Below are 26,403 nucleotides of genomic sequence, written 5' to 3'. Positions count from 1 at the left end.
GCCCGACTACCCAAACGTCCCGGGCACGGCCTAGGGTTGCTGTGTGAACGAGCTCGATGTCGTAGGTGTCCGGGTCGAAATGCCCTCCAACCAACCGATCGTGCTCCTGCGCGAAGTGGGGGGCGACCGTTACCTCCCCATCTGGATCGGGCCGGGGGAGGCGACGGCGATCGCCTTCGCCCAGCAGGGCATGGCCCCTGCGAGGCCGCTGACCCACGACCTGTTCAAGGACGTGCTGGAGGCCGTCGGCCAGGAGCTGACCGAAGTCCGCATCACCGACCTGCGGGAAGGCGTCTTCTACGCGGAGCTGGTCTTCGCCAGCGGCGTCGAGGTCAGTGCCCGTCCCTCCGATGCCATAGCGCTGGCCCTGCGCACCGGCACGCCGATCTACGGCAGTGACACGGTGCTGGACGACGCGGGCATCGCCATTCCGGACGAGCAGGAGGACGAGGTCGAGAAGTTCCGCGAGTTCCTCGACCAGATCTCGCCCGAGGACTTCGGCACCAGCAGCCAGTGAGCACCAGCAGCCGGTGAGCGCCGGCGCCCGGTGCAGCGGTGGCCGGCCCTCAGGGTCGGCTCAGGCTTCCGTACGGCGGCTTTCGCGCGGCCACCTTCGCGGCATGTGCCAGCGGCCAGTGAGGGCGTCCTCCAGCCCTCGCCGAGCGCATTCGGCTAGCCTTTCCCCGCGGTGGGACACGAGAAACCACTCCTAGGGTGATTATCACTCGGCGTGCCGAGTGTGGCGATCGTTGACGCACCCCTGGTGACTGCCTACCGTCGAGAAGGCAGGTCAAGGACGGAGGTCGGCGTGAGAACCAGCGGCGACGGTACGGCTGGGGGTGCTCCCGTGAGCGGTTTCGGGGAGAGCGGTCCGTACCAGGTTCACAGCAGCGCGGTCGATCACGCCCCGCAGCGGCCGACGGCGGTGCCGAACGGCGGAGGGGCGGCGTCCATGGTGTCCGAGGAGATCGGTTATCGCGGGCCCACGGCCTGCGCGGCAGCCGGCATCACCTACCGACAGCTCGACTACTGGGCCCGCACCGGCCTGGTCGAGCCCAGTGTGCGGCCCGCCTACGGGTCCGGCACACAGCGTCTGTACAGCTTCCGGGACGTCGTCGTCCTGAAGATCGTCAAGCGCTTCCTGGACACCGGTGTCTCGCTGCAGAACATCCGGACCGCGGTCCAGCACCTGAGGGAGCGCGGCTTTTGCGACCTGGAGCGCATGACCCTGATGAGCGACGGCGCCACCGTCTACGAGTGCACCTCGCCGGACGAGGTGCACGCCCTGCTCCAGGGTGGTCAGGGCATCTTCGGGATCGCCGTCGGCGTGGTGTGGCGGGACGTGGAGAACGCGCTCTCGCAGCTGCACGGCGAGCGCGTCGACACGGGCGAGACCCTCGTCGGCCACAACCCCGCGGACGAGCTGGCGCGGCGCCGCAACAAGGCGGTCTGACCGCCGTACTCCCGGGGTGCCCGCCGAGGCCACCGCATTGTCAGTGCCGTGGTGCAGCATCGGAGATGTGAGAAACGCGCCCACGATCCTGCATCTCGACATGGATGCCTTCTACGCCTCGGTGGAGCAGGCATCCAAGCCGAGCCTGCGTGGGAAGGCGGTCGTCGTGGGCGGGCTCGGGCCGCGCGGGGTGGTGGCCACCGCGTCGTACGAGGCACGGGTCTTCGGGGTGCACTCGGCGATGCCGATGGCACAGGCACGCCGGCTCGCGCCGAACGCCGCGTACCTCGTGCCGCGCTTCTCCCTGTACCGGTCGATCAGCGAGCAGGTGATGGCGTTGCTGCGGGAGCTGTCGCCGCTGGTGGAGCCGCTGAGCCTGGACGAGGCGTTCGTCGATCTGGAGGCCGGCGGAGCGGCCTGGGACGAGGAGTCGGCGCGGCTGACCGGCGTGAAGCTGCGCGCCGACATCCGACAGGTCACAGGGCTCACGGGGTCGGTGGGCCTCGCTGCCTCCAAGATGCTCGCGAAGATCGCCTCCGAGGAGGCAAAGCCGGACGGTCTGGTGCTCATCGAGCCGGGCACCGAGCGCGCCCTGCTGGCGCCGATGCCGGTGCGGACCCTGCCGGGGGTCGGACCGGCCACCGGCGACCATCTGCGCAGAGCCGGGATCACCACGGTCGAGGAGCTGGCCGAGGCGGGGCAGGACGAACTGGTCCGGCTGCTCGGCAAGGCGCACGGCCAGGCGCTGTACGCCATGGCGCTGGCCCGGGACGACCGGCCCGTGGTGGCCGAGCGCGAGGCGAAGTCGGTGTCGGTCGAGGACACCTACGACGTGGACATCCACGACAGGCTGCGGATCGGTCTGGAGGTGCAGCGGCTCGCCGACCGGTGCGTGGGGCGGCTGCGCGGGGCCGGGCTGTCCGGGCGGACCATCGTGCTGAAGGTAAGGCGGTACGACTTCTCGACGCTGACCCGCTCCGAGACGCTCAGAGGGCCCACGGACGACCCGGCGGTCGTCCGCGAGGCGGCGGCGCGGCTGCTGGACTCCGTGGACACCACGGGCGGGATACGGCTCCTCGGGGTGGGTGTCTCCGGGCTCGCCGACTACACGCAGGAGGACCTGTTCGCGCAGGCCGCGCAGGCCGAGCCGGTGCCTGCGGTGGAGGAGCCGGGGAAGGGCGCGGTCGCCGAGGCCGTGGCGGAGCAGCCGGAGCCCGTCGGACGGCACTGGCGTGCCGGGCAGGACGTGCGGCACGCCGAGCACGGGCCGGGGTGGGTGCAGGGAAGCGGGCTGGGGCGGGTCACCGTGCGGTTCGAGACGCCCCAGTCGTCTCCGGGGAGGGTGCGGACGTTCTCTGTCGAGGATCCCGCGCTGGAGCCGGCGGACCCGTTGCCGTTGGTGTCGCCCCGGACGCCGGAAGATGTCTGCGCTCAGGTCTCCTCCGACCCCGCCAGCTTGCCGAAGTCGTGGTCGGGGACCGACGGGGGTGCTGCCACGTCGAGGCCGTAGTGGTGGTAGAGCTGGAGTTCCTGCTCGGGGGAGAGGTGGCGGCCCACGCCGAAGTCGGGGGCGTCCTTGATGAGGGCGCGCTCGAAGGGGACCCGGAGGGCGCCGTCGATCAGCTCGCTCGGCTCCAGGGGGACGAAGGCGTCGCGGGAGAACAGGCCGGTGCGTATGGCGGCCCACTCGGGTACGCCGGTCGCGTCGTCCAGATACACCTCGTCGATGGTGCCGATCTTGGTGCCATTGCGGTCGAACGCCTTGCGGCCGATCAGGTTGCGCGGATCGATGTCGGTCTGCACGGTCCCTCTCCCTCCACGTGGTCGCAACTCATCCGTAAGCACTACAAAAGAGCACATTCAGGGAGGCGGCCACTCGAGGGCCCCGGCGTTGACCTCGCTGGTACGCTGACAGCGGCTGCTGACCCCGTGCGGGAGAGTCCTCCGACCACCTCGGAGGCGCCGAAGGAGCAAATCCTCCCCGGAATCTCTCAGGCTCACGTACCGCACGGACGAGGTCACTCTGGAAAGCAGGGCGGGTGTCGACGGCTTCCGCTCTCACCGACGGTGAAAGCCGGGGCATGCCCGGTGAAGCTCTCAGGTTGAGATGACAGAGGGGGAGGCCGTCGGGGTACCCGCGCCGTGGTGCCCCTCGAAGGTCGCGTCAGACCAGGAGGCCTCCGCAATGACCGCCCACCGCATGCCGCTCTCGGAGCTCGAAGCGGGCATTCCCTTCGAGCAGCGCCACATCGGGCCTGACCAGGAGGCGCGGGCCAAGATGCTCGCGCACGTCGGCTACGGCTCGCTCGACGAGCTGACCGCCGCCGCGGTCCCGGATGTGATCAAGAACGCCGACGCCCTCGACCTGCCGGGCGCCCGCACCGAGGCCGAGGTACTGGCCGAGCTGCGTTCGCTCGCCGACCGCAATCAGGTCCTCGGCTCCATGATCGGCCTCGGCTACTACGGCACGTTCACGCCGCCGGTCATCCTGCGCAACGTCATGGAGAACCCGGCCTGGTACACGGCCTACACGCCGTACCAGCCGGAGATCTCCCAGGGGCGGCTCGAGGCCCTGCTGAACTTCCAGACCATGGTCGCCGAGCTCACCGGCCTGCCCACCTCGGGAGCCTCCCTGCTCGACGAGGGCACGGCCGCGGCCGAGGCGATGGCGCTGTCCCGGCGCATGGGCAAGAACAAGAAGGGCCTGTTCCTGGTCGACGCGGACGCGCTGCCGCAGACCATCGCGGTCATCGAGACGCGGGCCGAGCCGACCGGTGTCGAGGTCGTCGTCGCCGACCTCGGCGAGGGCATCCCGGCCGAGGTCGCCGGGCGTGAGATCAACGGCGTGCTGATCCAGTACCCGGGCGCCTCCGGTGCCGTACGGGACATCAAGCCGGTCATCGACCAGGCGCACGAGCTGGGCGCCCTGGTCACCGTCGCCGCCGACCTGCTGGCGCTGACCCTGCTGACCTCGCCGGGCGAACTGGGCGCGGACATCGCCGTCGGCACCACCCAGCGCTTCGGCGTGCCGATGGGCTTCGGCGGTCCGCACGCCGGCTACATGGCCGTCCACGAGAAGTTCGCGCGCAGCCTGCCCGGCCGTCTCGTCGGCGTGTCCGTCGACGCCGACGGCAACAAGGCCTACCGGCTCGCCCTGCAGACCCGTGAGCAGCACATCCGCCGCGAGAAGGCCACGAGCAACATCTGCACCGCGCAGGTGCTGCTCGCGGTCATGGCCGGGATGTACGCGGTCTACCACGGCGCCGAGGGGCTGAAGACCATCGCCCGCCGCACCCACCGTTACGCGACGATCCTCGCCGAGGGCCTCAGGGCCGGCGGCGTCGAGATCGTCCACGGCGCCTTCTTCGACACCCTCACGGCGCGCGTGCCCGGCAAGGCCGCCGAGGTCGTCGCCGCCGCCCGGGACAACGGGGCCAACCTGCGGCTGGTCGACGCCGACCACGTCTCCCTCGCCTGCGACGAGACCACCAACCGCGCCCTGCTGGACGCCGTCTTCTCCGCCTTCGGCGTCACCGGCGACATCGAGGCGCTGGACGCGACCGCCGAGGACACCCTGCCCGAGGCGCTGCTGCGCACCGACTCCTACCTCACCCACCCGGTCTTCGAGCAGCACCGCTCCGAGACCGCGATGCTGCGCTACCTGCGCAAGCTGTCCGACCGCGACTACGCGCTCGACCGCGGCATGATCCCGCTGGGCTCCTGCACCATGAAGCTCAACGCGACCACCGAGATGGAGCCGGTCACCTGGCCCGAGTTCGGCCAGCTGCACCCCTTCGCCCCGGCCGAGCAGGCCGAGGGCTACCTCACGCTCATCCGTGAGCTGGAGGAACGTCTCGCCGAGGTCACCGGCTACGACAAGGTCTCCCTCCAGCCGAACGCCGGTTCCCAGGGCGAGCTGGCCGGTCTGCTCGCCGTACGCGGCTACCACCGCGCCAACGGTGACGAGCAGCGCACCGTCTGCCTGATCCCGTCCTCCGCGCACGGCACCAACGCCGCCAGCGCCGTGATGGCCGGCATGAAGGTCGTCGTCGTCAGGACCGCCGAGGACGGCGAGATCGACGTCGAGGACCTGCGGGCGAAGATCGAGCAGTACCGCGACGAGCTCGCCGTACTGATGATCACCTACCCCTCGACGCACGGCGTCTTCGAGGAGCACGTCGCCGACATCTGCGCCCGGGTGCACGAGGCCGGCGGCCAGGTGTACGTCGACGGCGCCAACCTCAACGCCCTGGTCGGCCTGGCCAAGCCCGGCCACTTCGGCGGTGACGTCTCGCACCTGAACCTGCACAAGACCTTCTGCATCCCGCACGGCGGCGGCGGCCCCGGCGTCGGCCCGGTCGCGGTGCGCTCGCACCTGGCGCCGTACCTGCCGAACCACCCGCTGCAGCCGGCCGCGGGCCCGGAGACGGGCGTCGGCCCGATCTCGGCGGCGCCGTGGGGATCCGCGGGCATCCTCCCCATCTCGTGGGCGTACGTCCGCCTGATGGGCGGCGAGGGCCTCAAGCGCGCCACGCAGGTCGCGGTGCTCTCCGCGAACTACATCGCCAAGCGCCTGGAGCCGCACTACCCGGTGCTCTACACCGGCCCCGGCAACCTGGTCGCGCACGAGTGCATCATCGACCTGCGTCCGCTGACCAAGTCGACCGGCGTGAGCGTGGACGACGTGGCCAAGCGGCTGATCGACTACGGCTTCCACGCGCCGACCATGTCCTTCCCGGTGGCCGGCACGCTGATGATCGAGCCGACCGAGTCGGAGGACCTCACCGAGCTGGACCGGTTCTGCGACGCGATGATCGCCATCCGCGCGGAGATCGAGAAGGTCGGCTCGGGCGAGTGGCCGGCGGAGGACAACCCGTTGGGCAACGCCCCGCACACCGCCGCCGCGCTCGGCGGTGAGTGGACGCACGCCTACAGCCGCGAGGAGGCCGTCTTCCCGGCCGGTGTCTCGGCCGCCGACAAGTACTGGCCGCCGGTCCGCCGCATCGACCAGGCGTTCGGCGACCGCAACCTGGTCTGCTCCTGCCCGCCGCTGGACGCCTACGAGGACTGAGCGAGCGAGTGGCGTCAAGGGCCCCGTCCGGTCTCCGGGCGGGGCCCCGCCGCGTCTTCAGTCCGTCGCCAGGGACACCTCGGTCGCCTTGATGAGGGCGATCACGTCGGAGCCCACGAAGAGGCCGAGCTCGGTGGCCGCGTCCTTGGTGATCGCCGCGGTCAGTTCGCCCCCGGGGACGGAGATCCTCACGGAGGCCATGGCGGCTCCGGTGGTGAGGCCGACGACCGCGCCGGGGAGCTGGTTGCGGATGGACAGACCCTCGACACGGCCGGTGGCGAGGGACACCTCGGTCGACTTCACCAGGGCGCGGACGGGGGAGCCGGGGGCGAGAGCGAGGTCCTCGGCGGACTCCTTGGTGATGGCTGCGGTGAGGTCCTGGCCGCCGTCCAGACGGACCTTGACGGTGGCCATGGCCTCGCCGGGATGGACCGCGGTGACGGTGCCGGGGAGCTGGTTGCGGATGCTCAGGGTCATGGCCCGACGGTAGTGCGGGGGAGCCGTCAGGCTGGGTATGCGTGGGTCTGCGTCGCTTTGACTGTCGCCCAGACCGATGCACCGGGATGCAGGTCGAGTTCGGCGGCGGCGACGGTGGTGAGGTCGGCGGCGAGCGGGAGTGCGCCGGTGAGGTCGGCGCGGATCTGGTCACCGTGGGTCTCCAGGCCCGCCACCTCGCAGCGCCACAGGTTCCGGGCGCTGGCGCCGCCGGGACGTTCCCGGAAGAGGGTGACGGCGGCCGGCGGGAACGCCACGAAGACCGGGCCGGCCAGCACTTCCGTGGTGGTGATCGAAGGGCCGGCGTCGATTCGTACCGTGTGCCCGTCCGCCTCTCCCCGGTAGAGGTTGAGGCCGACGAGCTGGGCGATGTAGTCGGTGCGCGGGTGCCGGGCGATGTCGGCGGGCGTGCCCTCCTGGACGACCTGGCCGTGCTCGACGACCACCAGCCGGTCCGCGAGCACCATCGCGTCCAACGGGTCGTGCGTGACGAGGACGGCGACCGCCTCGAACTCGGCCAGATGACGGCGGAGCTGGGACCTGACCTCCATCCGGGTGCGGGCGTCCAGGGCCGCCAGCGGCTCGTCCAGGAGCAGCAGCCGGGGCCGGATGGCCAGGGCGCGGGCGAGTGCCACCCGCTGGGCCTGGCCGCCGGAGAGGCGGCGGGGTTTGGCGCCCGCGTGGTCGGCGAGGCCCATCCGGTCCAGCCAGACGGCGGCCCGGGCGCGGGCCTCGGCCTTGGACGTGCCCCGGCAGCGCGGCCCGAAGGCCACGTTGTCCAGCGCGGTCAGGTGCGGGAAGAGCAGGTAGTCCTGGAAGACCACGCCGACCGGGCGGGACTCCGGGGGAGTGCGCTCCAGCGCGGTGCCGTCGAGCCGCAGGTGGCCGTCGGTGAGCGGGGCGAGACCGGCGAGGGCGCGCAGCGCGGTGGTCTTGCCGGCACCGTTGGGACCGAGGAGGGCGACGACGTCGCCGGGGGCCGCGGTCAACGTCACGTCCAGCCGGAAGGAGCCCCGGTCGACGACGAGATGGGCGTCCAGGCCCTGCTCGCCGGACACCTCGAGGCCGGCCCTGGGGGCATCGATGTCGGTCATGGGTCCGTCCGTCGGCACAGGCGCAGGGGTCTTTCCCCATCCTCCGGGCACGGTCACGCTCCTGTCAGCCAGCGGTCCCGCAGTCCGGCCAGGACCGCGATCGACACGGCGAGCAACACCAGGCTGAGGGCGATGGCGGCCTCCGGGTCGTTCTGCAGGGCGAGGTAGACCGCGAGGGGCATGGTCTGGGTACGTCCGGGGAAGTTGCCGGCGAACGTGATCGTGGCCCCGAACTCGCCGAGCGCGCGCGCCCAGGCGAGCACCGCGCCGGCCGCGATGCCGGGGGCGATGAGCGGGAGCGTGACCCGGCGGAATGCGGTGAACCGGGACGCGCCGAGCGTGGCCGCCGCCTCCTCGTAGCGCGGGTCGGCGGCGCGCAGGGTGCCCTCGACACTGATGACCAGGAACGGCATCGCGACGAACGCCTCCGCGACGACGACCCCGGTGGTGGTGAACGGCAGGGTGATCCCGAACCAGGCGTCGAGCGACTTGCCGATGATCCCGTTGCGGCCCAGGGCGAGCAGCAGCGCCACACCCCCGACCACCGGCGGGAGCACGAGGGGCAGGGTCACCAGGGCCCGGACGAGGCCCCGGCCGGGAAACTCGGTGCGGGCCAGCAGCCAGGCCAGCGGCACACCGAGGACCAGGCTCACGGCCGTCGCCGTGGTGGCGCTGACCAGGGACAGCTGGAGCGCCTGCCACACCTCGGTGCTGGTCAGCTGGTCGGGCAGACTGCGCCAGGGGGCACGCACCAGCAGCGCGAGAAGCGGCAGCAGCAGGAACGCGAGGGCCAGCACACCCGGCAGCAGCAGCGGCAACGGCACACCGCGCCGACCTCCCGCGCCGGCGCGGCGGCGCCGCGGCCGGCCCGTGCGGGGGCCGGCCGCGGCGCCGGGCTCGTCGAGCGGGGTCACGGCTTGAGGAAGCCGGCCCGGCTCAGCACCTTCTGGCCCTCGGCGGACTGCACGAGGGCGATGAACGCCTTGGCGGCCTCGGCGTTCGGCGCGTTCTTCAGCAGGACGATCGGGTAGTCGTTGATCGCCTGGGCGGACTCGGGGAACTCCACGCCCTCCACCTTGCCGCCCGCGGACTTCACGTCGGTCTTGTAGACGACCGCGGCGTCCGCCTCCTTCAGCTCCACCTTGTTCAGGGCGCTCTTGACGTCCTGTTCGTAGGAGGCCGGGGTGAGCTTGAGCTTGCCGGCGTCCAGGGCCTTCTGCGCGGCGGCGCCGCACGGCACGGTCCTGTCGCACAACACGACCTTCAGGCCGGACTTGGTCAGGTCCTTCAGGGAGGACACCTTGTCGGGGTTGCCCGGCAGGGTGGCGATCTCCAGCTGGTTGCGCACGAAGGTGGCCGGGGTGCCGACGGCGTCCTTCTTGTCCGTCACGATCGCCATGGTCTTGGGGCTGGCGGCGGCGAAGACGTCCGCCGGGGCTCCGCCGGTGATGCTCGCGGCGAGGGTGTCGCTGCCGCCGAAGTTGAACGTGACCTTCGTGCCCGGGTGCTGCTGCTCGAACTCCTTGCCCAAGGTCGTGAAGCTCTCCTTCAGGGAAGCGGCGGCGAACACGGTGACCGTGCCGGACAGCTTCGGGGAGGCGGAGGTGGACCTGTCGGACTTGGGCGACGAGTCGCCGTCGGAGGAGGAGCAGGCGCTGAGTGCCATCAGGGCTGCGGCTCCCGCACCGGCCAGCTGCAGCATCCGCCGGGTCCGGCGCACGGAACGGGTCATCACGGATCTACTCCTCGGGTTCTGTGTACCAACAGTCGCGCCCTGTCGCGGCCGGGGGACCGGCCGTGCGGCGATGATACTGCCGCATCTGCCAGGTGTAAGTCTCCTGTCGCATCGCATGAGCTGCGAACTTGTGACTTGTAGCTTGCATGTGCGTTTGCACGGGAGTCCCCGGCGGGTACGGTGCAGCGGGAGGTGGTCGACGGTGACACTCGCGGAAATCGTCCTGACCGGCGATCTGGTACGACCCGGCAGGCTGACGGTGCCCGATCTGCTCCGCTGGCCGCAGCACCGGGTGGACGCCAGCTTCGAGTGCGCGACCAGCGGCGTCCAGCACCACCGGTTCGCCGGCCCGCGTCTGTACGACGTCCTCGCCGACGCCGGTCCCGGCTTCGACCCGTCCCGGCGCAAGGACCGGCTGCGCTTCCTCATCGCGGTCACCGGCACCGACGGCCACCACACGCTGCTGTCCTGGGCCGAGATCGACCCGGACTTCGCCGACGCGCCCGTGCTGCTCGGCGTGAGCATCGACGGCACCCCGCTGGACACGGCGGGCCCTCAGCTGGTGCTCCCCCAGGACCGGTGCGGCGCCCGGCACATCAGCGGCATCAGCGCGATCCGGGTGGACGGGGAGTACCGCTTCGGTCCGGCCGACCGGCACCCGGACGGCACCCCGCGCGCCGCGGCGCCGGCCGCACCCCGTCGCGCGCCGGCGGCGGCTTCCTGAACCGCCGCGGCCGATCCGGTCAGACGCGGTCGATGTGCACGTTGGTGGACTTCACGCGCGCGGTGGCCTCCATGCCGACCTCCAGGCCCAGTTCCTCTACGGCTTCCCGGGTGAGCAGGGACACCAGCCGGTGCGGGCCCGCCTGGATCTCCACCTGCGCGGCGACGTCGCCGAGCTTGATCGCCGTGACGATGCCGGGGAAGGCGTTGCGGACGGAGGTGTAGGAGGAGGCGTCCTCCTCCGCGCCGCCGCCCTTGGCGAGTTCGACCGAGAACGCGGCGAGGGCGCGGCCGTCGATGAGCCGCCGCCCGGCCTCGTCGCGATGGGTGGCCACCCGGCCGGCGTCGGCCCAGCGCCGGGCGGTGTCCGGGCTCACGCCGAGCAGCCGCGCCGCCTGGCCGATCGTGTAGGACTGCATGCCGGTCACGATAGGGCCAGCAGGCGGTCACCGCGGACGCGGGGCCGGTCCGTGTCAGCCGGTGTGGACCTTCGGCCGGCGCCTGCGGTCCGGTTCCGCCTCGCGCAGGACCTCACGGGTGACCGGGGCGACCTCGCCCTGGCCGAAGAGGAAGAAGCGCAGGAAGTTGGCGAACGGGTTGCCCTCGGTCCACTCGAAGTAGATGTGCGGGGTGCAGCCGGTGGTGTCACGGACGTGCAGGAGGAGCGCGGCCAGGGCGTTCGGGATGGAGGCGGACTCCAGGGTGAGCACGCGGTAGCGGTTGTGCAGCACCTCGCCACGCACGGTCAGGCTCGCCTCGAACTCGGAGGGGTCGGTGACGGTGACCTCGACGAAGACGAAGTCCTCCTGCTCGGGCATCTCGTTGTCGGCGCGGATCTGCTCGATCTTGTCGCGGTACTCGGCCTTGTCACGGTGACCGGGCTCGTTGGCGATGATCCGCATCTTGCGGCTGGCCATGTCCCGGATGAACCGTTCCGCCATGGAGTCCAGCGTCACGCTGGTCACGCGCAGCTCGAAGGCACGGGCGAGGCGGGACAGCAGCGAGACCAGGATGATGCCCGCGATGAAGCAGGCGCCGATCTTCACGCCGTCGGGCCGTTCGATGACGTTGACGACGGTGGTGTAGAGGAACACCGCGGAGATCACGCCGAAGCCGATGGCCCACTTGCGCTGCCCGGCCTTGCGCGCGGCGATGGTCACCGCGATCGCCGCGGAACTGATGAGCACCAGCACACCGGTGGCGTAGGCGCCGCCCTGCTTGTCGACGTTGGCGTCGAAGATCCAGGTGACCAGGAAGGCGATGAGCGTGAAGACGATGACCATCGGGCGCACGGCGCGGGCCCAGTGCGGGGCCATGCCGTAGCGGGGCAGGTAGCGCGGCATCAGGTTCAGCAGGCCGGCCATGGCGGAGGCGCCGGCGAACCACAGGATGGCGATGGTCGAGATGTCGTAGATCGTGCCGAAGGCGCCGCCGAGGTACTCGTGGGCGAGGTAGGCGAGGGCGCGTCCGTTGGCCTGGCCGCCTGGCTTGAACTCGTTCTCCGGGATGAGCAGCGTGGTGATGAAGCTGGAGGTGATCAGGAAGGCGCTCATGATGAGGGCGGCCGTGGTGAGCAGCTTCTTGGTGTCCCGGATCCGGCCGGTCGGCTTCTCCTCGGTGTCACCGGGGTCGCCTTCGACGTGGGGCATGACGGCCACGCCGGTCTCGAAGCCGGACAGGCCGAGGGCGAGTTTGGGGAAGACCAGCAACGCCAGGCCGATCATGACGAAGACGTTCCCGTGCTGCGCGGTCAGCGCACTGGACCAGTCGGTGATCACATGTCCGGCGGTCATCACGTGATACAGGCCGACGACCACGACGACGACGTTCAGCGCGAGATAGATGCCGACCAGCGCGGTCGCGACACCGATCGCCTCCAGGAAGCCCTTGAGGAACACCGCGCCGAGCAGCGCCACCAGGAACAGCGTGATCACCATCTGGTGGCCGTGCAGGACGCTCGTCAGATGCGGGTTCTCCACCAGGTGGGTGGAGGCGTCGGCGGCGGAGAGGGTGATGGTGATCAGGAAGTCGGTGGCGGCGAAGCCGAGCAGGGTGAGCACGAACAGCTTGCCCTGCCAGAAGGACAGCAGCCGCTCCAGCATGGCGATGGATCCCTCGCCGTGCGGGCTCTCCTCGGCGACCCGGCGGTAGACCGGCAGGGCGCCGGCCAGGGTGACGATGACGAGGACGATGGTCGCGATCGGCCCCAGCAGCCCGGCCGCCAGCGCCGCGATGCCCGGCTGGTAGCCGAGGGTGGAGAAGTAGTCGACACCCGTCAGGCACATCACCCGCCACCAGCGCTGGCCCTTGTGTGCGGGCTCCGGCTGGGCGTGGGGGCCCGTGTGGCCACCGTGCTTGCCCATGTCGGACAGACCCTCCAGCATCCAGGCGCGCAGGCGGCCGGTACTGGGAGGGTGTTCGGTCGTGGCCATCGGCGTGCTCCTGATGTGGGGCTCAGCTCTTTCCGGCCATCACGCGGACGGCGGCACCAGCGTAAGCAGAGCGTGACGCTCGGGCCTACGGATCTGGGCTCGGGGGGCGTCAATCTTGCGTTAAGAATGACCCGCGGAGCGACGCGTCGCATCAAGAAGGGGAGGCAGGCGGGCGGTTGCGAGGAGCGGGGCGACCGGGCGGCCCGGTGAGCGGCGGCCCGAGGAGTCGGCCACCGAGCGTCATGTCCCACGGGGCCCCGGCGGAGCCGTGCGTGTGCCGGGGCGGGCCCGCTGCTGTCAGGAGTGTCTCGTCGGGGCGCTCGACCGGGCCGGCCTCAGTCCAGGCCGGACGCGCGGAACACCCCCAGTGCCGTCTCACGGCCGAGGCGGGCGGACAGGTCGTGCAGGGCCGTCGTGCCGCACCGAAGGGTGCCGGCCGTCTCGGCCGCCCGGGCGCCCTCGGCCAGCCGGTACCAGAGGCCGGGGTTGCGGGTCAGCACGGCGGGGTCGATCTCCACGCGGTCGCCCAGGGCGTCGCGCAGGACCAGGCGCTGCGCCACACCGGCCGGTGGGCCCACCGCGACCAGCAGATCGGTGCGGACCCGACGGGTGGCCCACAGGCGACGGGTGGCCGGCCAGCCCGTGCCCGCCGACACGCGGACCGGGAACAGCACGACGAACAGCAGCGCGGCCAGCAGGAGCCACAGGGCACCGCGCTCCGGAGAGAGGGAACCGGCCGCCCCGTCGATGAGCAGCAGCAGCCCGAGCAGCGCACCGGCGCAGCACACCGAGGTGCGGACGTCATGGGCCCAGGCGCGGTCGTGCACCACGGCTTCCGCGCCGGACGGGCGGGCGCCCCGCAGCCGGTGGTGTGTGTCGTCGCGGTACTCCATGCCTCAGACGGTGGGCAGCCACCGCCCCGGCGGACGCCGGACGGACGGGACCTTGACGGCGCCCTGACGGGTCGGGGGCCGTTCTTGACGCGAAGGCAGCGGTGGGCGGTGCCGGACGGCGGGACCGCTCACAGTCCGCGGGTGTCCATCCGCCGGTGCCAGGTGTTGCGCCGGTGGACGGTGAGCAACTCGGACTCCAGCGGGGACGGCGGAACCGCCAGGACCGGGCAGACGGCGTGGGCCAGGCAGTGCCGGGAGACCCGGCCGGAGAAGGCGCGCTGCAGGCCGCGCCGTCCCGCGCCCACGACCAGGACGTCGTCCTCCCGGTCCGCGGTCGCCACCAGTGCCGGACCGGGGGCGCCCCGGACGATCACCGGGTGCATCGGCACTCCGGGGCCCTCCGTGTCGAAGATCTCCTCCAGCACGGACGCCAGCCGCTGCCGGGCGAGCCGTTGCCACTCGTCGACCGGCAGACCGGCGGCGGGGGAGCGCCGCGCGGCGGGATCTCCGCCCGGTGGTTCCCAGGCCAGCACCGGCCACAGCTCGGCCCTCAGGTGCCGGGCCAGCGCGGTGGCCCGGCGCAGAGCCGTGACGCTGCCCAGGGAGCCGTTCACACCGACCACCACCCGGGCGGTCGCCGAGGCGTCGTAACCGGACATGGCGCCACCGTCCCTCACGGCTGCCCGCGGGCCATGCGCACGGCGGCCCGCTCACGGGGCTTGCTCTCCCATCCCACTCCCGCGCGGGAGATTCGACCAGCCGGCGGGCCTCGTTCTCAGGAAATCCGCGGTCGCGGGAGATGACGGCGAGGGTCCGGGACCTGCCGGGCCGAAGGCGGATGCCAATAAGATTCGCTACCTGGTCCGAAAGTTTCGGCGACCTTGTGGGGGCGGTCATGCGAAGGTACGACAACCCGGTCATCCCCGGCTTCCACCCCGACCCGAGCGTGTGCCGGGCGGGGGACGACTCCTACCTGGTGTGCGCCAGCTTCGAGTACTTCCCCGGCGTCCCGCTGTTCCACAGCCGCAGTTGACGCTGTCCGACGCCTTGCCGGGCCTCGGGCGGCATCTACGCGCCGACGATCCGCCGTCACGACGGCCTCTTCCGCGTCGTCACCTCCGGCGTCGGCGCCGGCGGCACCTTCCTCGTCACCGCCGAACGGCCCGAGGGCCCCTGGTCGGACCCGGTGTGGATCGACCTGCCGGGCATCGACCCCGACCTGGCCTGGGACGAGGACGGCTCCTGCTGGTGCACCATGGCCAAGGTCGGCGTCGCCCGGATCGACCCGCGCACCGGGGCGGTGCTGGAGGGCCCGCTGCCGCTGTGGTCCGGCACCGGTCTGAGGGGCCAGGAGGCCCCGCATCTGTACCGGATCGCCGACTGGTGGTACCTGCTGCTCGTCGAGGGCGGGACCGCGCTCGGCCACCGTGTGTCGGTCGCCCGTGCCCGCTCGCCGCGCGGCCCCCGGGTGCCGGCCCCCGGCAACCTGCTGCTGTCGCACCGCGGCACCGGATCACCGATCCGGTGCACCGGCCACGCCGATCTGGTCCAGGCGGCCGACGGCAGCTGGTGGATGGTGCTGCCCGGCACCCGCCGGCCGCTTCCCGGAGCTCCACGTCCTCGGCCGGGAGGCCTTCCTGGTCCCGGTCGACTGGGCCGACGGCTGGCCCCGAGCCGGACCGGTGCGCGAGCGCCACCCCGCGCCGAGTGTCTGGGCGCCCCTCGAACGGCCGCCGGTACGGGAGGACTTCACCGATCCGGTCCTCGCGCCGCACTGGATCTCCCCGCGCCGCAGGCCCGCGGGCTGCTGGTCCCTCGCGCAGCGGCCCGGACGGCTCACGTTGACCGCCGCCGGCGACAGCCCGGCCCGGCCCGGCCACGCCTTCGCCGGCCGCGGCCGGCAGCACCCCGACTGCCGGGCCGCCGCCCTGCTGGAGCCCGGGGCGGGCCGGGCCGGACTCTCCGTCCGCCTCGACGAGGAGCACCACTACGACCTGGAGGTGAGCGGCGGAACCGCGGCCGTGATCGCACGGATCGCCCCGCTGCGGCAGCGCCTCGCCGAACACCTCGTGCCCGAGGAGCCGTTGACCCTGGCCGTCGAGTTCCGCGCGATCCGGCACCCCCGTCCCGCGAGCGGGCCCGACACCGTCGCCTTCCCCCGTCGAAACTTCCGAGGGGTCCGTCCGGCCGGCCGAACTGGACGGCCGCCATCTCGCCACCCAGGTGGCCACCGGATTCACCGGCCGTGTCATCGGGATGTACGTCACCGAGGGCCGCGCGGCCATCGACTGGTTCGACTACACGCCCGCTACCTCCTGCACGACACCTTGACGCTCCCAACGCGCCTTTCTAGAGTCGCCGTTCGGAACGTTCGGGAATTTCTTCGAATGTTTCGGAACCCTCTCGCCGAAGCAAATCCGAAATCTTTCGAAGGAGCGCACGATGGGCGACCCTGCACTGTCCCGCCGCGGCTTCCTGGCGGCCTCGGTGGCCGCCGGGCTCGGGGTGACCGCACTCAGCGGCTGCGGCGGCGACTCGGACGGAGGGTCGTCCTCGGGGACGACCACGATCGAGTGGTGGAACATCTCGACCACGGAGCCGACCAAGACCGTGTGGGCGGCTCTCGCCAAGAAGTTCGAGGCGCAGAACCCCAAGGTCAAGCTGAAGATCGTCCAGTTGGAGAACGACGCCTACAAGTCGAAGATGACCGCGCTGACCGCCTCCGGGAAGCTGCCGGACATCTTCCACACCTGGGGCGGCGGCGTCCTGCGGCAACAGGTCGACGCCGGGCTGGTCGAGGACCTCACCGGCCGGACCGAGCCCTGGGCGGGCGGACTGCTGTCGGTGGCCAAGCAGCCGTACCTCCTCGACGACAAGCTGTACGGCATCCCGTTCGACATCGGCATGGTCGGCTTCTGGTACAACAAGGCGCTCTTCGAGAAGGCCGGGATCAGCGCGCCCCCGACCACCTGGAGCGGCTTCCTGGACGCCGTCGGGAAGCTCAAGTCGGCCGGGGTCACCCCGCTCGCCCTGGCCGGCAAGGAGAGCTGGACCGGCATGTACTACTGGGCGTACCTCGCCATGCGCACCGCCGGCGTCGACGCCCTGCGGAAGGCCGACGAGGAGAAGGACTTCACCGGCGCCGGCTTCGTCCAGGCAGGACAGCACCTCAAGGACCTGGTCGACCTGCGGCCCTTCCAGAAGGGTTTCCTCGGCGCCGCCTACTCCTCCCCGACCGGGCAGGCCGCGAGCGTCGGCAACGGCAAGGCGGCGATGGAACTGATGGGCCAGTGGGCGCCCGTCGTGGAGGCGGACGCGGGCAAGGGGCTCGGCGCGGACCTCGGCTTCTTCCCGTTCCCCGAGGTCGAGGGCGGAGCCGGCAAGCTCACCGAGGTGTTCGGTGGAGGCGGCGGACACGCCCTGCGCAGGGGTGCGCCGCAGGCGGCCGTCGACTTCCTGAAGTTCTTCGCCTCCGAGACCACCGACCGTGACCTGGTGAAGAAGACCGGCGTCCTGCCGGTCGTACCGGCCGCCGAGAGCGCCCTCGGCGACGCGAACACCAAGGCCGTCGAGGCCCAGTTGAAGGGGGCCACCGGCTTCCAGCTCTACCTCGACCAGGCCTACGCCCCCGCCCTCGGCCAGCAGGTCAACGACAGCGTGGCCGGACTGATCGCCGGCTCCAAGTCCCCGCAGGCGGTCACGGACGCGATCACCAAGACCGCGAAGGAAGAGCAGTAGGCCCGCGATGACCTCCACCTTCCTCCCGGACAAGCAGGGCGGACGGCGCAAGCGGAGCGGACCCGGCGCCGAGCTGCCGGCCCCGGTGGCCGGCGCGGGCCGGCAGCGCTCGCGCCGGCGCGCCCTGCACTGGCTCACCGCCGTAGGCTTCCAGCTGCCCGCCCTGGTCCTCTTCGGCGTGCTGGTCCTGCTGCCGATCCTTTTCGCGCTCTACGCGTCCTTCTTCCGCTGGGGCGGTTTCGGGATGCCGTCCGACTACACCGGCACCGACAACTTCAGCCGCCTCCTGCAGGATCCGGTGTTCCTCGGCGACCTGTGGCGCTGTCTGCTGCTGGTCGTGCTGTCGCTGGCGCTGCAGCTGCCGTTCGCGCTCGCCATGGCCGTGCTGCTCGACCAGAAGGTGCGGGGACGGGCGGTGTACCGGATGCTGTTCTTCGCGCCGTACGTGCTGTCGGAGGCCATCACCGGCGTGCTGTTCGGCATGGTCTTCGCCCCGGACGACGGCCTCGCCGACCACGTCCTCGGCGCCGTGGGTCTGGGCGGCCTCGGCGGCGAGTGGTTCTCCGGCACCTCCACCGTGATGGCCACGCTCTTCCTGGTCATGACATGGAAGTACTTCGGCTTCCACATGATGCTCTGTCTGGCCGGACTCCAGTCGATACCGGCCGAGTTGACCGAGGCCGCGATCGTCGACGGGGCGAACCCCTGGCAGCGGTTCCGGCACGTCACACTGCCGCTGCTCGCGCCCACCCTGCGCATCAGCGTCTTCCTCTCCGTCATCGGCTCGATCCAGCTGTTCGACCTGGTGTGGGTGGTCACCGCCGGCGGCCCCGACCACCACTCGGAGACGATGGCCGTGACCATGTTCCTGTACGGCTTCAAGCGCTACCAGGTGGGCTACGCCAGCGCGATCAGTGTGGTCATGTTCGCCATCAGCCTCGTCTTCGCCCTCGCCTACCAGCGGTTCGTCCTGCGCCGCGACCTCGAAGGGGCCACCACGACCATGAGGGGAGCCGGAGCATGAGTGTCCGCCGCGGGGGCCGTACGCTTCCCCTGCACGTCGTCCTGGTGGCGGTCGGCGCGGTGATGGCCGTACCGCTGCTGTACGCGCTGCTCTCCGGGTTCAAGTCCACGGACCAGCTCTCCCGCAACCCGGTCGGGCTGCCCCACCCCTGGGTGTTCTCCAACTACCGAGACATCCTGGCGTCGGGCTCCTTCTGGCGGCTGGTCGGCAACAGCACGCTGATCGCGGTCGGTACGACGGTGATCGTCGTCGCGGTCTCCGCGCTCGCCGCGTTCTCCTTCGCCCGGTTCGCCTTCCGGGGGCGTGAGGTGCTGTTCACGCTGTTCACGATGGGGTTGATGTTCCCCTTCGCGGTGGCGGCCCTGCCGCTGTTCCTGCTGCTGCGCTCGATGGGCCTGCTCGACAACCCGCTGGGGGTGATCCTGCCGCAGGCCGCGTTCGGACTGCCGATGACGATCATCGTCCTGCGCGGCTTCTTCCGGCAGATCCCCGGCGAGCTGGAGGAGGCGGCCACGCTCGACGGCTGCGGGCCGCTCGGCTTCTTCTGGCGGGTGCTGCTGCCGATGGCCCGGCCCGCGCTCGGCACGGTCTCCGTGCTCGCCGTCGTCACCAGCTGGAACAACTTCTTCCTGCCGCTGCTGGTCTTCACCGACTCCACCTGGTGGACGATCCCGATCGGCGTGCAGCAGTTCCAGGGCCAGTACTCCTCCGACACCGCACGCGTCTTCGCCTACCTCGTCCTCGCCATGGTCCCCGCCCTGGCCTTCTACGCGGTCGCCGAGCGCCAGCTCGTCGGCGGCCTCACCGCCGGCGCCACCAAGGGCTGAGAGCCCGGTGCCCAGGGCCGGTGAGGCGCTGCGCCGCCGGCCGGCTACCGGGCGTGATACCCCCTGGACATGCGTCAGGGCCGGTGCACACCGGGTGGGTGTGGCCGGCCCCTTCGTCCGGTCCTGCTCCGCTCAGGCGGCCGTCATCACACGCTCCGCACCGAGCGGGCGGTGCGGAGCGATGATGCGCCCGTCGGGCAGCAGCTCACCGGTGTCCTCGAAGAGCAGGACGCCGTTGCACAGCAGACTCCATCCCTGTTCCGGGTGGTGCGCCACGAGTCGGGCGGACTCCCGGTCGGCGGACTCGGCTGGCGGGCACGGTGGCTGGTGCTGGCACATGGGCGGGATCTCTCGCTCGGTCGTGATCATGTCCGTCCCCCGTGATGATGAGTCGGTCGGAACCCAGTGTTGCCCTCCGGGCGTCATTCCGCAGGGATTTCGCGGCACCGCTTCTCACAGGTTCATGACGCGTCACCCGCGCGGACGGTTCAGTCCAACTGCACTGTCCCTTTGGATGGTTTGCCCTGGCCGGATGGGACTAGTCCATGCAGGCGCAGGCCCCTCCGCACGGTCGTACCCCGCTTCCCTTCCGGGGAGCGGGGTACGCGTGTGCCGTCAGGCGGGTGAGCCGAGCACCGGCGGGCCGAGCAGCGGAAGGGGAGTCGCCCGATGAGTCAGCACCGGAAGCAACTCGGCGACCCGGAAGGGACGGTGCGCCGGTATGCCGGGCGGGGCCGGAGCCAGCGGGACGAGCAGATCGGTGGCGGCCGGATGCCCCTCGGCGCCGTCGGCGGTGTACTCCCCGTGCAGCCACAGGGTGAGCATGTACAGGCCGGGCACGGACAGCAGGCGCGCCTGGTAGGGCTGTTGCAGCGCCTCGGCCTGCTGCAGGGCGCGCTCGGTGGAGGGGACGTACGGGCCCTCGAAGAAGTGCGAGAAGGCCCAGCCGTCGGGGGTGAGCATGGTCTCGGCCGCGGCCACCGCCCGGTCGCCGCAGCGGATGAGGAAACGCCAGCCGGCCAGCCGGGTCGCGGACAGGCCCTGCGCGGTGATCCGGTCCAACACGTGGACGGGAAGCGGGAGTTCGGGTGTCGTCGGGCCCTGCGCGGCACGCAGGGAGGGAGTGCGCGCCTCTCGGAGCGCGGTGGGCGAACCGAGGGCGGTGAGGACGGAGCGCAGGGCGGGCGCGGGGGCAGGGGGCACGTGCAGCGGCATGTGGGTCGCCTCTCGTTCGACAGGCGCGGCGGCGCGAGAAGGGGTGGGGCGGACGACGCTGTCAGCTCAGGGAAGGCCAAAGAGGTGGGGCCCGGGTATGCGAACGCCGGATGGGCCCGGACTGCCGTCCGTCACCGTAACGGCACGAACACGGCGGGAACCAGGGACCGGGGGCGCCAACCTTCTGCCTTGTGGACGAAGTTTATACGACCCGTGTTCGGTAGGAGTTTCATCTATTGGATGCCGGTAAGTCGCGCAAGGGCCTATTAAGCCGCCGATTTGCGGGGCTCATCCCGATTCCCGGACCACTCCTCGCCGCTGACCTCGCCATACGCGCCGGTAACGGTCGGCCGAATGTCGTCGGCGTTTTTCACGAGACGTACGGGGCACTCGAAGATGCACGCTGCGGCATGCCCCGTGAATGTGCCGCGGGGAACATTCCGACAGAGTAGCGGGCGCCGGGTCCGCGCGGGACGTTATCGATCGCTTCGGCTGGGCATCATCCCACCTGACCCGGGAGAGCCCGGCGGCCGGATCGTCGGCCCGCCCGTCCGAGGAGGGACACTTCGATGGGGGAGAAGGTCGTGGCAGGGCAGTTCGACCTGTCCGATCGCCAGCGCTACCGCGAAAAGCTCCAGAAGTGCCTGACGGGACTGGAGCGGTTGCTGGTCGAGAAGCGATTCGATCGGCCCAAGAACCTCATGGGCGTGGAGATCGAATTGAATCTCGCCGGCTCCGACGGCATGCCGAAAATGTTGAACGGGCAGGTGCTGGAGCGGATCGCGAGCCGCGATTTCCAAACAGAGCTCGCCATGTTCAACCTCGAGGTCAACATCGCCCCCCACCGATTGGGTGGCAGGGTCTTCGACCGGCTCGCCGAGGAACTGCGCACCTCGCTGGCGTACGCCGACCGGAAGGCCGGTGAGGTGGACGCGGGCATCGTCATGATCGGCATCCTGCCCACCCTCGACCGGGACGACCTGGTCTCCTCCAACCTCTCCGAGGTGGACCGCTACACCCTGCTCAACGACCAGATCGTGGCCGCGCGCGGGGAGGACTTCCGGCTGGACATCGACGGCGTGGAGCACCTGGTCTGTACGTCGAAGTCGATCGTCCCCGAGGCCGCGTGCACCTCGGTGCAGCTGCACCTCCAGGTCACCCCGGCCCGGTTCGCCGACGTGTGGAACGCGGCCCAGGTGGCCACCGCGGCGCAGATCGCCGTCGGCGCCAACTCACCGTTCCTCTTCGGTCACGAGCTGTGGCGCGAGTCCAGGCCGCCGCTGTTCCTGCAGTCGACCGACACCCGCCCGCCCGAACTCCAGGCGCAGGGGGTACGGCCGCGCACCTGGTTCGGCGAGCGGTGGATCTCCTCCGCCCAGGAGCTCTTCGAGGAGAACCTGCGGTACTTCCCGGCCCTGCTGCCGATCTGCGACGACGAGGACCCGCTCGAGGTCGTCGAGGCCGGCGGCACACCCAAGCTCGCCGAGCTGGTCCTGCACAACGGCACGATCTACCGGTGGAACCGGCCGGTGTACGGCGTTGCGGACGGCGTCCCGCACCTGAGGGTGGAGAACCGGGTGCTGCCGGCCGGCCCGACCATCACCGACGTGATCGCCAACGCGGCCTTCTACTACGGCGTCGTGCGGGCCCTCGCCGAGGACTCCCGGCCGGTGTGGACCCGGCTGCCCTTCGCCGCGGCCGAGGCCAACTTCGACGCGGCCTGCCGGTACGGCATCGACGCCCGCTTCGTCTGGCCGCGCCGGGGACGCTACGGCGGCACCGGCGAGGTGGACGCGGTGACCCTGATCCGCGACGAACTGCTCCCGCTGGCCTCCGCCGGGCTGGACGCGTGGGGCGTCGAGGCCGCCGACCGGGACCTCTACCTGGGCGTCATCGAGGAACGCTGCCGGCGCCGGGTCAACGGGGCGTCGTGGCAGGCGGCGACCTTCCACCGGGCGCTGGAGCAGGGGCTGAGCCGCGACGCCGCCCTGGCAGCGACGACCAGGCGCTATGCCGAGTTGATGCACGTCGGGGAGCCGGTGCACACCTGGCCGGTGGGACTGCCGGAGCCTGTGCCTCTGGGGTGAGGGGGAGGGTGCGCGGGCTGAGCGTCGTGGAGGTCGTCGGCCCGCGCCGCGGCGGCCGAGCAGCGTCACGGCGCTGGACGAGCCGCTCGGTGTGGCCCGGTGCCCGCCTGCTCGCCGTCCGCTCGGTGTCCTCCTCGGTGACGTGCGGCGTGCCGGTGTGCCGGTCGCCGCCCTGTGCGCCGCCCTCTTCGGCCCTTCTGCGATCCTTGCGAGGCAGAGGTGGGCCGTCGGCCCGAAAGCCGGCTGGAGGAAGGGGTGCAGGTGGAGGACTCGGTGGCCGAACCGTCCGCGCGGGCACGGGATCCTCGGCGGATGCTGCGGGACGAGACGTTGCTCGTCCTCGCGCTCTCGCTCGGGGCGAGCGGAGTCTCCGCGCTGATCAGCTTCATCGGCTCGGTGACCAAACCGGGTGGCCTCAAGGACCAGGCAGCCACCCTCAACGCCTCCGCCGCCCCCGGCCGCCCCTGGCTCGACCTGGCCTGGCAGCTCTTCGACATCGCCTCCGCCCTGGTCCCCGTCGCCCTCGTCGCCCACCTGCTGCTGCGCGAGGGATCGAGCCTGCGCGCCCTCGGCTTCGACCGCACCCGCCGCCGGTCCGACCTCGGCAGGGGGGCCGGTGTCGCGGCGGTGATCGGCAGCACCGGCATCGCCTTCTACCTGGCCGCCCGCGGCCTCGGCTTCAACCTCACGGTGGTGCCCGAGGCGCTGCCCGACGTGTGGTGGAAGTTCCCGGTGCTCATCCTCAGCGCGGTGCAGAACGCGGTCCTCGAAGAGGTCATCGTCGTCGGATACCTGCTGCGCAGGCTCGGCCAACTGGGCTGGACCCCGGGGACCGCGCTGGTGGCCAGCGCGGTCCTGCGGGGGTCGTACCACCTCTACCAGGGCATCGGCGGCTTCATCGGCAACATGGTCATGGGCGTGGTCTTCGTCTGGCTGTACCGCCGCTGGGGCCGGGTCGGTCCTCTGGTCGTCGCCCACTCCCTGCTCGACATCGGCGCGTTCGTCGGTTACGCCCTGCTCGCCGGCAAGGTCGGCTGGCTGCCGACGGCCTGAGGGGCGGCGGTCCGCTCAGGCCAGCAGTTCGCCCTCGACGACCGTGACCGCGCGGCCGGTGAGCAGCGTGCGCTCGCCGCGCAGTGAGGTGCGGACGAGACCGGTGCGGCGGGAGGCCTGCAGTCCGGTGAGGTCGTCGCGGCCGAGGCGGGCGGACCAGTGCGGGGCGAGGGCGGTGTGGGCGCTGCCGGTGACCGGGTCCTCGTCGATGCCGACGTTGGGGAAGAAGCAGCGGGAGACGAAGTCGTAGCCCTGGGACGGATCCTCGGCCCGGGCGGTGGCGATGACGCCCCGCGAGGAATAGGCGCCGAGGGCCCTGTGGTCGGGGGAGAGACCGAGCACGGTCTTCTCGTCGGCCAGTTCCACCAGCAGGTCGCCGACGTTCGGCCCGGTGTCGAAGGCGGCGGCCGGTACGGCGCCCAGAGCCTCGGCGACGCCCGCCGGGACCTCCACCGGGGTCAGCGGGGCGGTGGGGAAGTCCAGGGTGATCGAGCCGTCCGCGGCGGGCGTGGCGACGAGCACGCCGCTGCGGGACGCGAACCGCACCGGACCGCTGTGGGCGCCGGTGGTGTGCAGGACGTGGGCGGTGGCGAGCGTGGCGTGCCCGCACATCGCGACCTCGGTGACGGGCGTGAACCAGCGCAGCGCCCAGTCCGCCCCGCCGCCCTCGGGCAGCCGGTGGGCGAACGCCGTCTCGGCATGGTTGACCTCCATGGCGACGTTCTGCAGCCAGTCGTCGTCCGGGAAGACGTCGTCGAGCAGCAGGACTCCGGCCGGGTTGCCGGCGAACGGACGGTCGGTGAAGGCGTCCACGATTCGAATGCGCATGACACCGACGCTAAGGGCACCGCCGGCCCGCCGGCCAAGGCCAATTCACGAGGCCTGGCACCTTTCCGGGGCACGTCACGTGCCGACCGCCGCGCGTGCCCGCAGCCACGGGGCGAGCTGGGTGACGCAGAAGGCCGCCTCCACCACGAGGAAGGGCCACAGCACCCCCGGCCCCCCGTGCGCCAGGGCGTAGGCCTGCCACAGCGAGAAGAGCAGGCGCGCGGTGCCGTCGAGGAGCCCGTGCAGGGGCAGCGGTCGTACGATCCGCAACACCGACCAGACCACCACGACCGAGCCCATGAGGTTGGCGTAGAGGGTCTGCATGGCGGTGAGCGCGGGCATCGTGCCGAGGCCGGCCGCGGCACCGACCGCCGACAGGACGTGATGCACCAGGGCGTACGTCCAGGGCGTCGCGAAGCCGGCGGTGACGATCAGGTCGTACCAGCCGCTCGCACGGACGAGACGCAGGTAGGGCGGGGCCGACGGGTTCATGGACGCTCCTCGGGAGGGCTCGTTCGGGGCGCGGCCCACGCTAGAGGGCGGAGTACGCTCCAAGGTCAAGTCGAGCGACCGGCGGGGGAGCCATGCGCATCGGAGAACTGGCCGCGCGGACCGGGATGTCCAAGGACACGCTGCGCTTCTACGAGAAGATCGGCCTGATCGAGGGCGAGCGCCTGGCCAACGGCTACCGCGACTTCCCGCCGGAGACGGAGATCTGGCTGCAGTACGTCCGCACCGCGCGGACGCTCGGTTTCACGCTCGCGGAGATCGCCCGGCATGGTGAGCGGCTGCGGGGGGTTCCGGACAGCGCCGCGGCCCTGTCCGCGCTGTTCGAGGAGAAGATCCAGGTCGTCGACGCGCGCATGGCCGAACTGACGGCGCTCCGCGCGGACCTCGCGTCCCGCGTGGGTACGGGCTGCCCATTGCGTGCGGCGCACCGGCCCGAGTAGCGGACCCCGGCGCCCCCGGCCGGAAAGGGCATTGGCATGCGAACAGTTCCGATATATCGTTGAGCCATCGCGAACGATACGCGATGCGTACGTGACAGATCATCGATGGAATGGAGTGAGCGCGATGCGTACCCACGGATTCGAGCGTGGACATCGGCACGAGGGCCCCGGCCGGCGGGGCACGGGCGGCTTCGAGGGACGGCGGGCCGCCTTCGGGCCCTTCGGCCCGGGTGGTTCCGGCTTCGGCCCCGGCGGCCCGGGATTCGGACCGGGCCCCTGGGGGCCGCGAGGAAGGGGTGGTCCGCGAGGGCGGGCGCGGCGCGGTGACGTGCGCGCCTCGATCCTGGCCCTGCTCAAGGACCGGCCCATGCACGGCTACGAGATGATCCAGGAGATCGCCGAACGCAGCGGCGGCGCGTGGAAGCCGAGCCCCGGCTCGGTCTACCCCACGCTCCAGCTGCTGGAGGACGAGGGTCTGATCGCCAGTGAGAGCGAGGGCGGCAAGAAGTTGTTCTCCCTCACCGGGAGCGGCCGTGCCGCCGCGGAGGAGGGGCCGGAAGCGCCCTGGGAGGAGGCCACGCGCGGGGTCGACTGGGAGGCCCTGCACGAGATCCGCCAGGCCGGCTTCGGTCTGATGGAGGCCTTCGGTCAGGTGTGGAAGACCGGCAGCAAGGAACAGCGCGAGAAGGCGCTGGCCGTCATCAACGACGCCCGCAAGAAGCTGTACCTGATCCTCGCCGACGAGCACTGAGCCCCGTACGGCGGCCCCGGCGCCCCGCGGAACA

The 26,403-nt window shown here is 71.4% G+C and carries 25 protein-coding genes, 1 pseudogene and 1 riboswitch; of the genes and pseudogenes, 13 read left to right on the top strand and 13 right to left on the bottom strand.

All coding sequences use genetic code 11. The features are described 5' to 3' along the window. Window positions 1-43: 43 nt before the first annotated feature. The 3 genes from ACIHEJ_RS07485 to ACIHEJ_RS07475 all read left to right on the top strand — a co-directional run bounded on the left by ACIHEJ_RS07485 (window position 44) and on the right by ACIHEJ_RS07475 (window position 2,963). A complete protein-coding gene (locus ACIHEJ_RS07485) occupies window positions 44-517 on the top strand; it encodes a bifunctional nuclease family protein (RefSeq protein ID WP_026253112.1) in 474 nt (157 codons plus the stop codon). 291 nt (window positions 518-808) lie between these two features. Continuing rightward, window positions 809-1,453, top strand: a complete 645-nt coding sequence (locus ACIHEJ_RS07480) for a MerR family transcriptional regulator (RefSeq protein WP_400132819.1) — start codon at window positions 809-811, stop codon at window positions 1,451-1,453. A gap of 67 nt (window positions 1,454-1,520) precedes the next feature. Then, complete coding sequence (locus tag ACIHEJ_RS07475) at window positions 1,521-2,963, top strand: DNA polymerase IV (protein WP_400132817.1); 1,443 nt, start codon at window positions 1,521-1,523, stop codon at window positions 2,961-2,963. On the opposite strand, the gene ACIHEJ_RS07470 is transcribed toward ACIHEJ_RS07475, so the two are convergent. Beyond that, on the bottom strand, window positions 2,885-3,256 hold the full coding sequence (locus ACIHEJ_RS07470) for a PRC-barrel domain-containing protein (protein WP_400132815.1): 372 nt from the start codon (window positions 3,254-3,256) through the stop codon (window positions 2,885-2,887). The genes ACIHEJ_RS07475 and ACIHEJ_RS07470 overlap by 79 nt on opposite strands. 119 nt (window positions 3,257-3,375) lie before the next feature. Next, a riboswitch (glycine riboswitch) is annotated at window positions 3,376-3,470 on the top strand. Between the two features lie 168 nt (window positions 3,471-3,638). Between ACIHEJ_RS07470 and gcvP the strand changes: the two genes are divergently transcribed. Continuing rightward, on the top strand, window positions 3,639-6,524 hold the full coding sequence (gcvP, locus tag ACIHEJ_RS07465; RefSeq protein WP_400132813.1) for an aminomethyl-transferring glycine dehydrogenase: 2,886 nt from the start codon (window positions 3,639-3,641) through the stop codon (window positions 6,522-6,524). Between the two features lie 57 nt (window positions 6,525-6,581). Here gcvP and ACIHEJ_RS07460 read toward each other — a convergent pair whose 3' ends face one another. Genes ACIHEJ_RS07460 through modA form a run of 4 tightly spaced genes read right to left on the bottom strand, consistent with a single transcriptional unit; the run spans window position 6,582 to window position 9,845 of the window. Next, a complete protein-coding gene (locus ACIHEJ_RS07460) occupies window positions 6,582-7,001 on the bottom strand; it encodes a molybdopterin-binding protein (RefSeq protein ID WP_400132811.1) in 420 nt (139 codons plus the stop codon). A 26-nt stretch (window positions 7,002-7,027) separates the two neighbouring features. Continuing rightward, complete coding sequence (locus ACIHEJ_RS07455) at window positions 7,028-8,113, bottom strand: ABC transporter ATP-binding protein (RefSeq protein WP_400132809.1); 1,086 nt, start codon at window positions 8,111-8,113, stop codon at window positions 7,028-7,030. Between the two features lie 53 nt (window positions 8,114-8,166). After that, window positions 8,167-9,027: a molybdate ABC transporter permease subunit gene (gene modB, locus ACIHEJ_RS07450; protein WP_400132807.1), complete on the bottom strand. Its 861-nt coding sequence runs from the start codon at window positions 9,025-9,027 to the stop codon at window positions 8,167-8,169. Continuing rightward, on the bottom strand, window positions 9,024-9,845 hold the full coding sequence (gene modA / locus ACIHEJ_RS07445; protein WP_400132805.1) for a molybdate ABC transporter substrate-binding protein: 822 nt from the start codon (window positions 9,843-9,845) through the stop codon (window positions 9,024-9,026). The genes modB and modA overlap by 4 nt, the downstream gene beginning before the upstream one ends. A 205-nt stretch (window positions 9,846-10,050) precedes the next feature. On the opposite strand from modA, the gene ACIHEJ_RS07440 reads away from it, so the two are divergent. Next, entirely contained in the window at window positions 10,051-10,572 is a 522-nt protein-coding gene (locus tag ACIHEJ_RS07440; RefSeq protein WP_400132803.1) for a molybdopterin-dependent oxidoreductase, read from the top strand. A 19-nt stretch (window positions 10,573-10,591) separates the two neighbouring features. On the opposite strand, the gene ACIHEJ_RS07435 is transcribed toward ACIHEJ_RS07440, so the two are convergent. The 4 genes from ACIHEJ_RS07435 to ACIHEJ_RS07420 form a co-directional block, all read right to left on the bottom strand. Further along, entirely contained in the window at window positions 10,592-10,990 is a 399-nt protein-coding gene (locus tag ACIHEJ_RS07435) for a molybdopterin-binding protein (RefSeq protein ID WP_400132802.1), read from the bottom strand. Window positions 10,991-11,044: 54 nt separating this feature from the next. Further along, a complete protein-coding gene (locus tag ACIHEJ_RS07430; protein ID WP_400132800.1) occupies window positions 11,045-13,003 on the bottom strand; it encodes an amino acid transporter in 1,959 nt (652 codons plus the stop codon). 335 nt (window positions 13,004-13,338) lie between these two features. Beyond that, a complete protein-coding gene (locus tag ACIHEJ_RS07425) occupies window positions 13,339-13,896 on the bottom strand; it encodes a hypothetical protein (RefSeq protein WP_400132798.1) in 558 nt (185 codons plus the stop codon). Window positions 13,897-14,024: 128 nt separating this feature from the next. Then, on the bottom strand, window positions 14,025-14,555 hold the full coding sequence (locus ACIHEJ_RS07420) for a universal stress protein (RefSeq protein ID WP_400132797.1): 531 nt from the start codon (window positions 14,553-14,555) through the stop codon (window positions 14,025-14,027). Window positions 14,556-14,791: 236 nt separating this feature from the next. Here ACIHEJ_RS07420 and ACIHEJ_RS07415 point away from each other — a divergent pair. The 4 genes and pseudogenes from ACIHEJ_RS07415 (at window position 14,792) to ACIHEJ_RS07400 (ending at window position 19,485) form a co-directional block, all read left to right on the top strand. Beyond that, a pseudogene (locus ACIHEJ_RS07415) lies at window positions 14,792-16,227 on the top strand (glycoside hydrolase family 43 protein). Window positions 16,228-16,338: 111 nt separating this feature from the next. Continuing rightward, window positions 16,339-17,634 carry an extracellular solute-binding protein gene (locus ACIHEJ_RS07410; protein ID WP_400132795.1) on the top strand — a complete coding sequence of 432 codons (1,296 nt, stop codon included), beginning with the start codon at window positions 16,339-16,341 and terminating at the stop codon, window positions 17,632-17,634. Between the two features lie 7 nt (window positions 17,635-17,641). After that, entirely contained in the window at window positions 17,642-18,658 is a 1,017-nt protein-coding gene (locus ACIHEJ_RS07405; RefSeq protein ID WP_400132793.1) for a carbohydrate ABC transporter permease, read from the top strand. Beyond that, window positions 18,655-19,485 (top strand): carbohydrate ABC transporter permease, encoded by an 831-nt coding sequence (locus ACIHEJ_RS07400; RefSeq protein WP_400132791.1) that lies wholly within the window; start codon window positions 18,655-18,657, stop codon window positions 19,483-19,485. The genes ACIHEJ_RS07405 and ACIHEJ_RS07400 overlap by 4 nt, the downstream gene beginning before the upstream one ends. A 132-nt stretch (window positions 19,486-19,617) precedes the next feature. Here ACIHEJ_RS07400 and ACIHEJ_RS07395 read toward each other — a convergent pair whose 3' ends face one another. Beyond that, the gene (locus ACIHEJ_RS07395; RefSeq protein ID WP_073895228.1) at window positions 19,618-19,824 is read right to left on the bottom strand and encodes a DUF5999 family protein; all 207 of its coding nucleotides are present in this window, start codon (window positions 19,822-19,824) and stop codon (window positions 19,618-19,620) included. 276 nt (window positions 19,825-20,100) lie between these two features. Next, window positions 20,101-20,700, bottom strand: a complete 600-nt coding sequence (locus ACIHEJ_RS07390) for a hypothetical protein (RefSeq protein WP_400132789.1) — start codon at window positions 20,698-20,700, stop codon at window positions 20,101-20,103. 569 nt (window positions 20,701-21,269) lie between these two features. Between ACIHEJ_RS07390 and ACIHEJ_RS07385 the strand changes: the two genes are divergently transcribed. Together ACIHEJ_RS07385 and ACIHEJ_RS07380 are read left to right on the top strand one after the other, a co-directional pair. Continuing rightward, window positions 21,270-22,787 carry a glutamate--cysteine ligase gene (locus tag ACIHEJ_RS07385; protein ID WP_400132787.1) on the top strand — a complete coding sequence of 506 codons (1,518 nt, stop codon included), beginning with the start codon at window positions 21,270-21,272 and terminating at the stop codon, window positions 22,785-22,787. Window positions 22,788-23,099: 312 nt separating this feature from the next. Beyond that, window positions 23,100-23,840, top strand: a complete 741-nt coding sequence (locus tag ACIHEJ_RS07380) for a CPBP family intramembrane glutamic endopeptidase (RefSeq protein WP_400132889.1) — start codon at window positions 23,100-23,102, stop codon at window positions 23,838-23,840. Window positions 23,841-23,855: 15 nt separating this feature from the next. On the opposite strand, the gene ACIHEJ_RS07375 is transcribed toward ACIHEJ_RS07380, so the two are convergent. Together ACIHEJ_RS07375 and ACIHEJ_RS07370 are read right to left on the bottom strand one after the other, a co-directional pair. Beyond that, a complete protein-coding gene (locus tag ACIHEJ_RS07375; RefSeq protein WP_400132785.1) occupies window positions 23,856-24,668 on the bottom strand; it encodes a PhzF family phenazine biosynthesis protein in 813 nt (270 codons plus the stop codon). Between the two features lie 75 nt (window positions 24,669-24,743). Beyond that, entirely contained in the window at window positions 24,744-25,160 is a 417-nt protein-coding gene (locus ACIHEJ_RS07370; RefSeq protein ID WP_400132783.1) for a hypothetical protein, read from the bottom strand. Window positions 25,161-25,252: 92 nt separating this feature from the next. Here ACIHEJ_RS07370 and ACIHEJ_RS07365 point away from each other — a divergent pair, with 92 nt between their 5' ends. Both ACIHEJ_RS07365 and ACIHEJ_RS07360 read left to right on the top strand, forming a co-directional pair. Continuing rightward, complete coding sequence (locus tag ACIHEJ_RS07365) at window positions 25,253-25,618, top strand: MerR family DNA-binding transcriptional regulator (RefSeq protein WP_400132781.1); 366 nt, start codon at window positions 25,253-25,255, stop codon at window positions 25,616-25,618. A gap of 124 nt (window positions 25,619-25,742) precedes the next feature. After that, window positions 25,743-26,369: a PadR family transcriptional regulator gene (locus tag ACIHEJ_RS07360; RefSeq protein ID WP_400132780.1), complete on the top strand. Its 627-nt coding sequence runs from the start codon at window positions 25,743-25,745 to the stop codon at window positions 26,367-26,369. Window positions 26,370-26,403 lie beyond the last annotated feature (34 nt).

The organism is Streptomyces sp. NPDC052301 (genome assembly GCF_044593395.1).
In the GTDB taxonomy this organism is placed as follows: domain Bacteria; phylum Actinomycetota; class Actinomycetes; order Streptomycetales; family Streptomycetaceae; genus Streptomyces.
This window is presented reverse-complemented; position numbering and strand designations above follow the sequence as displayed.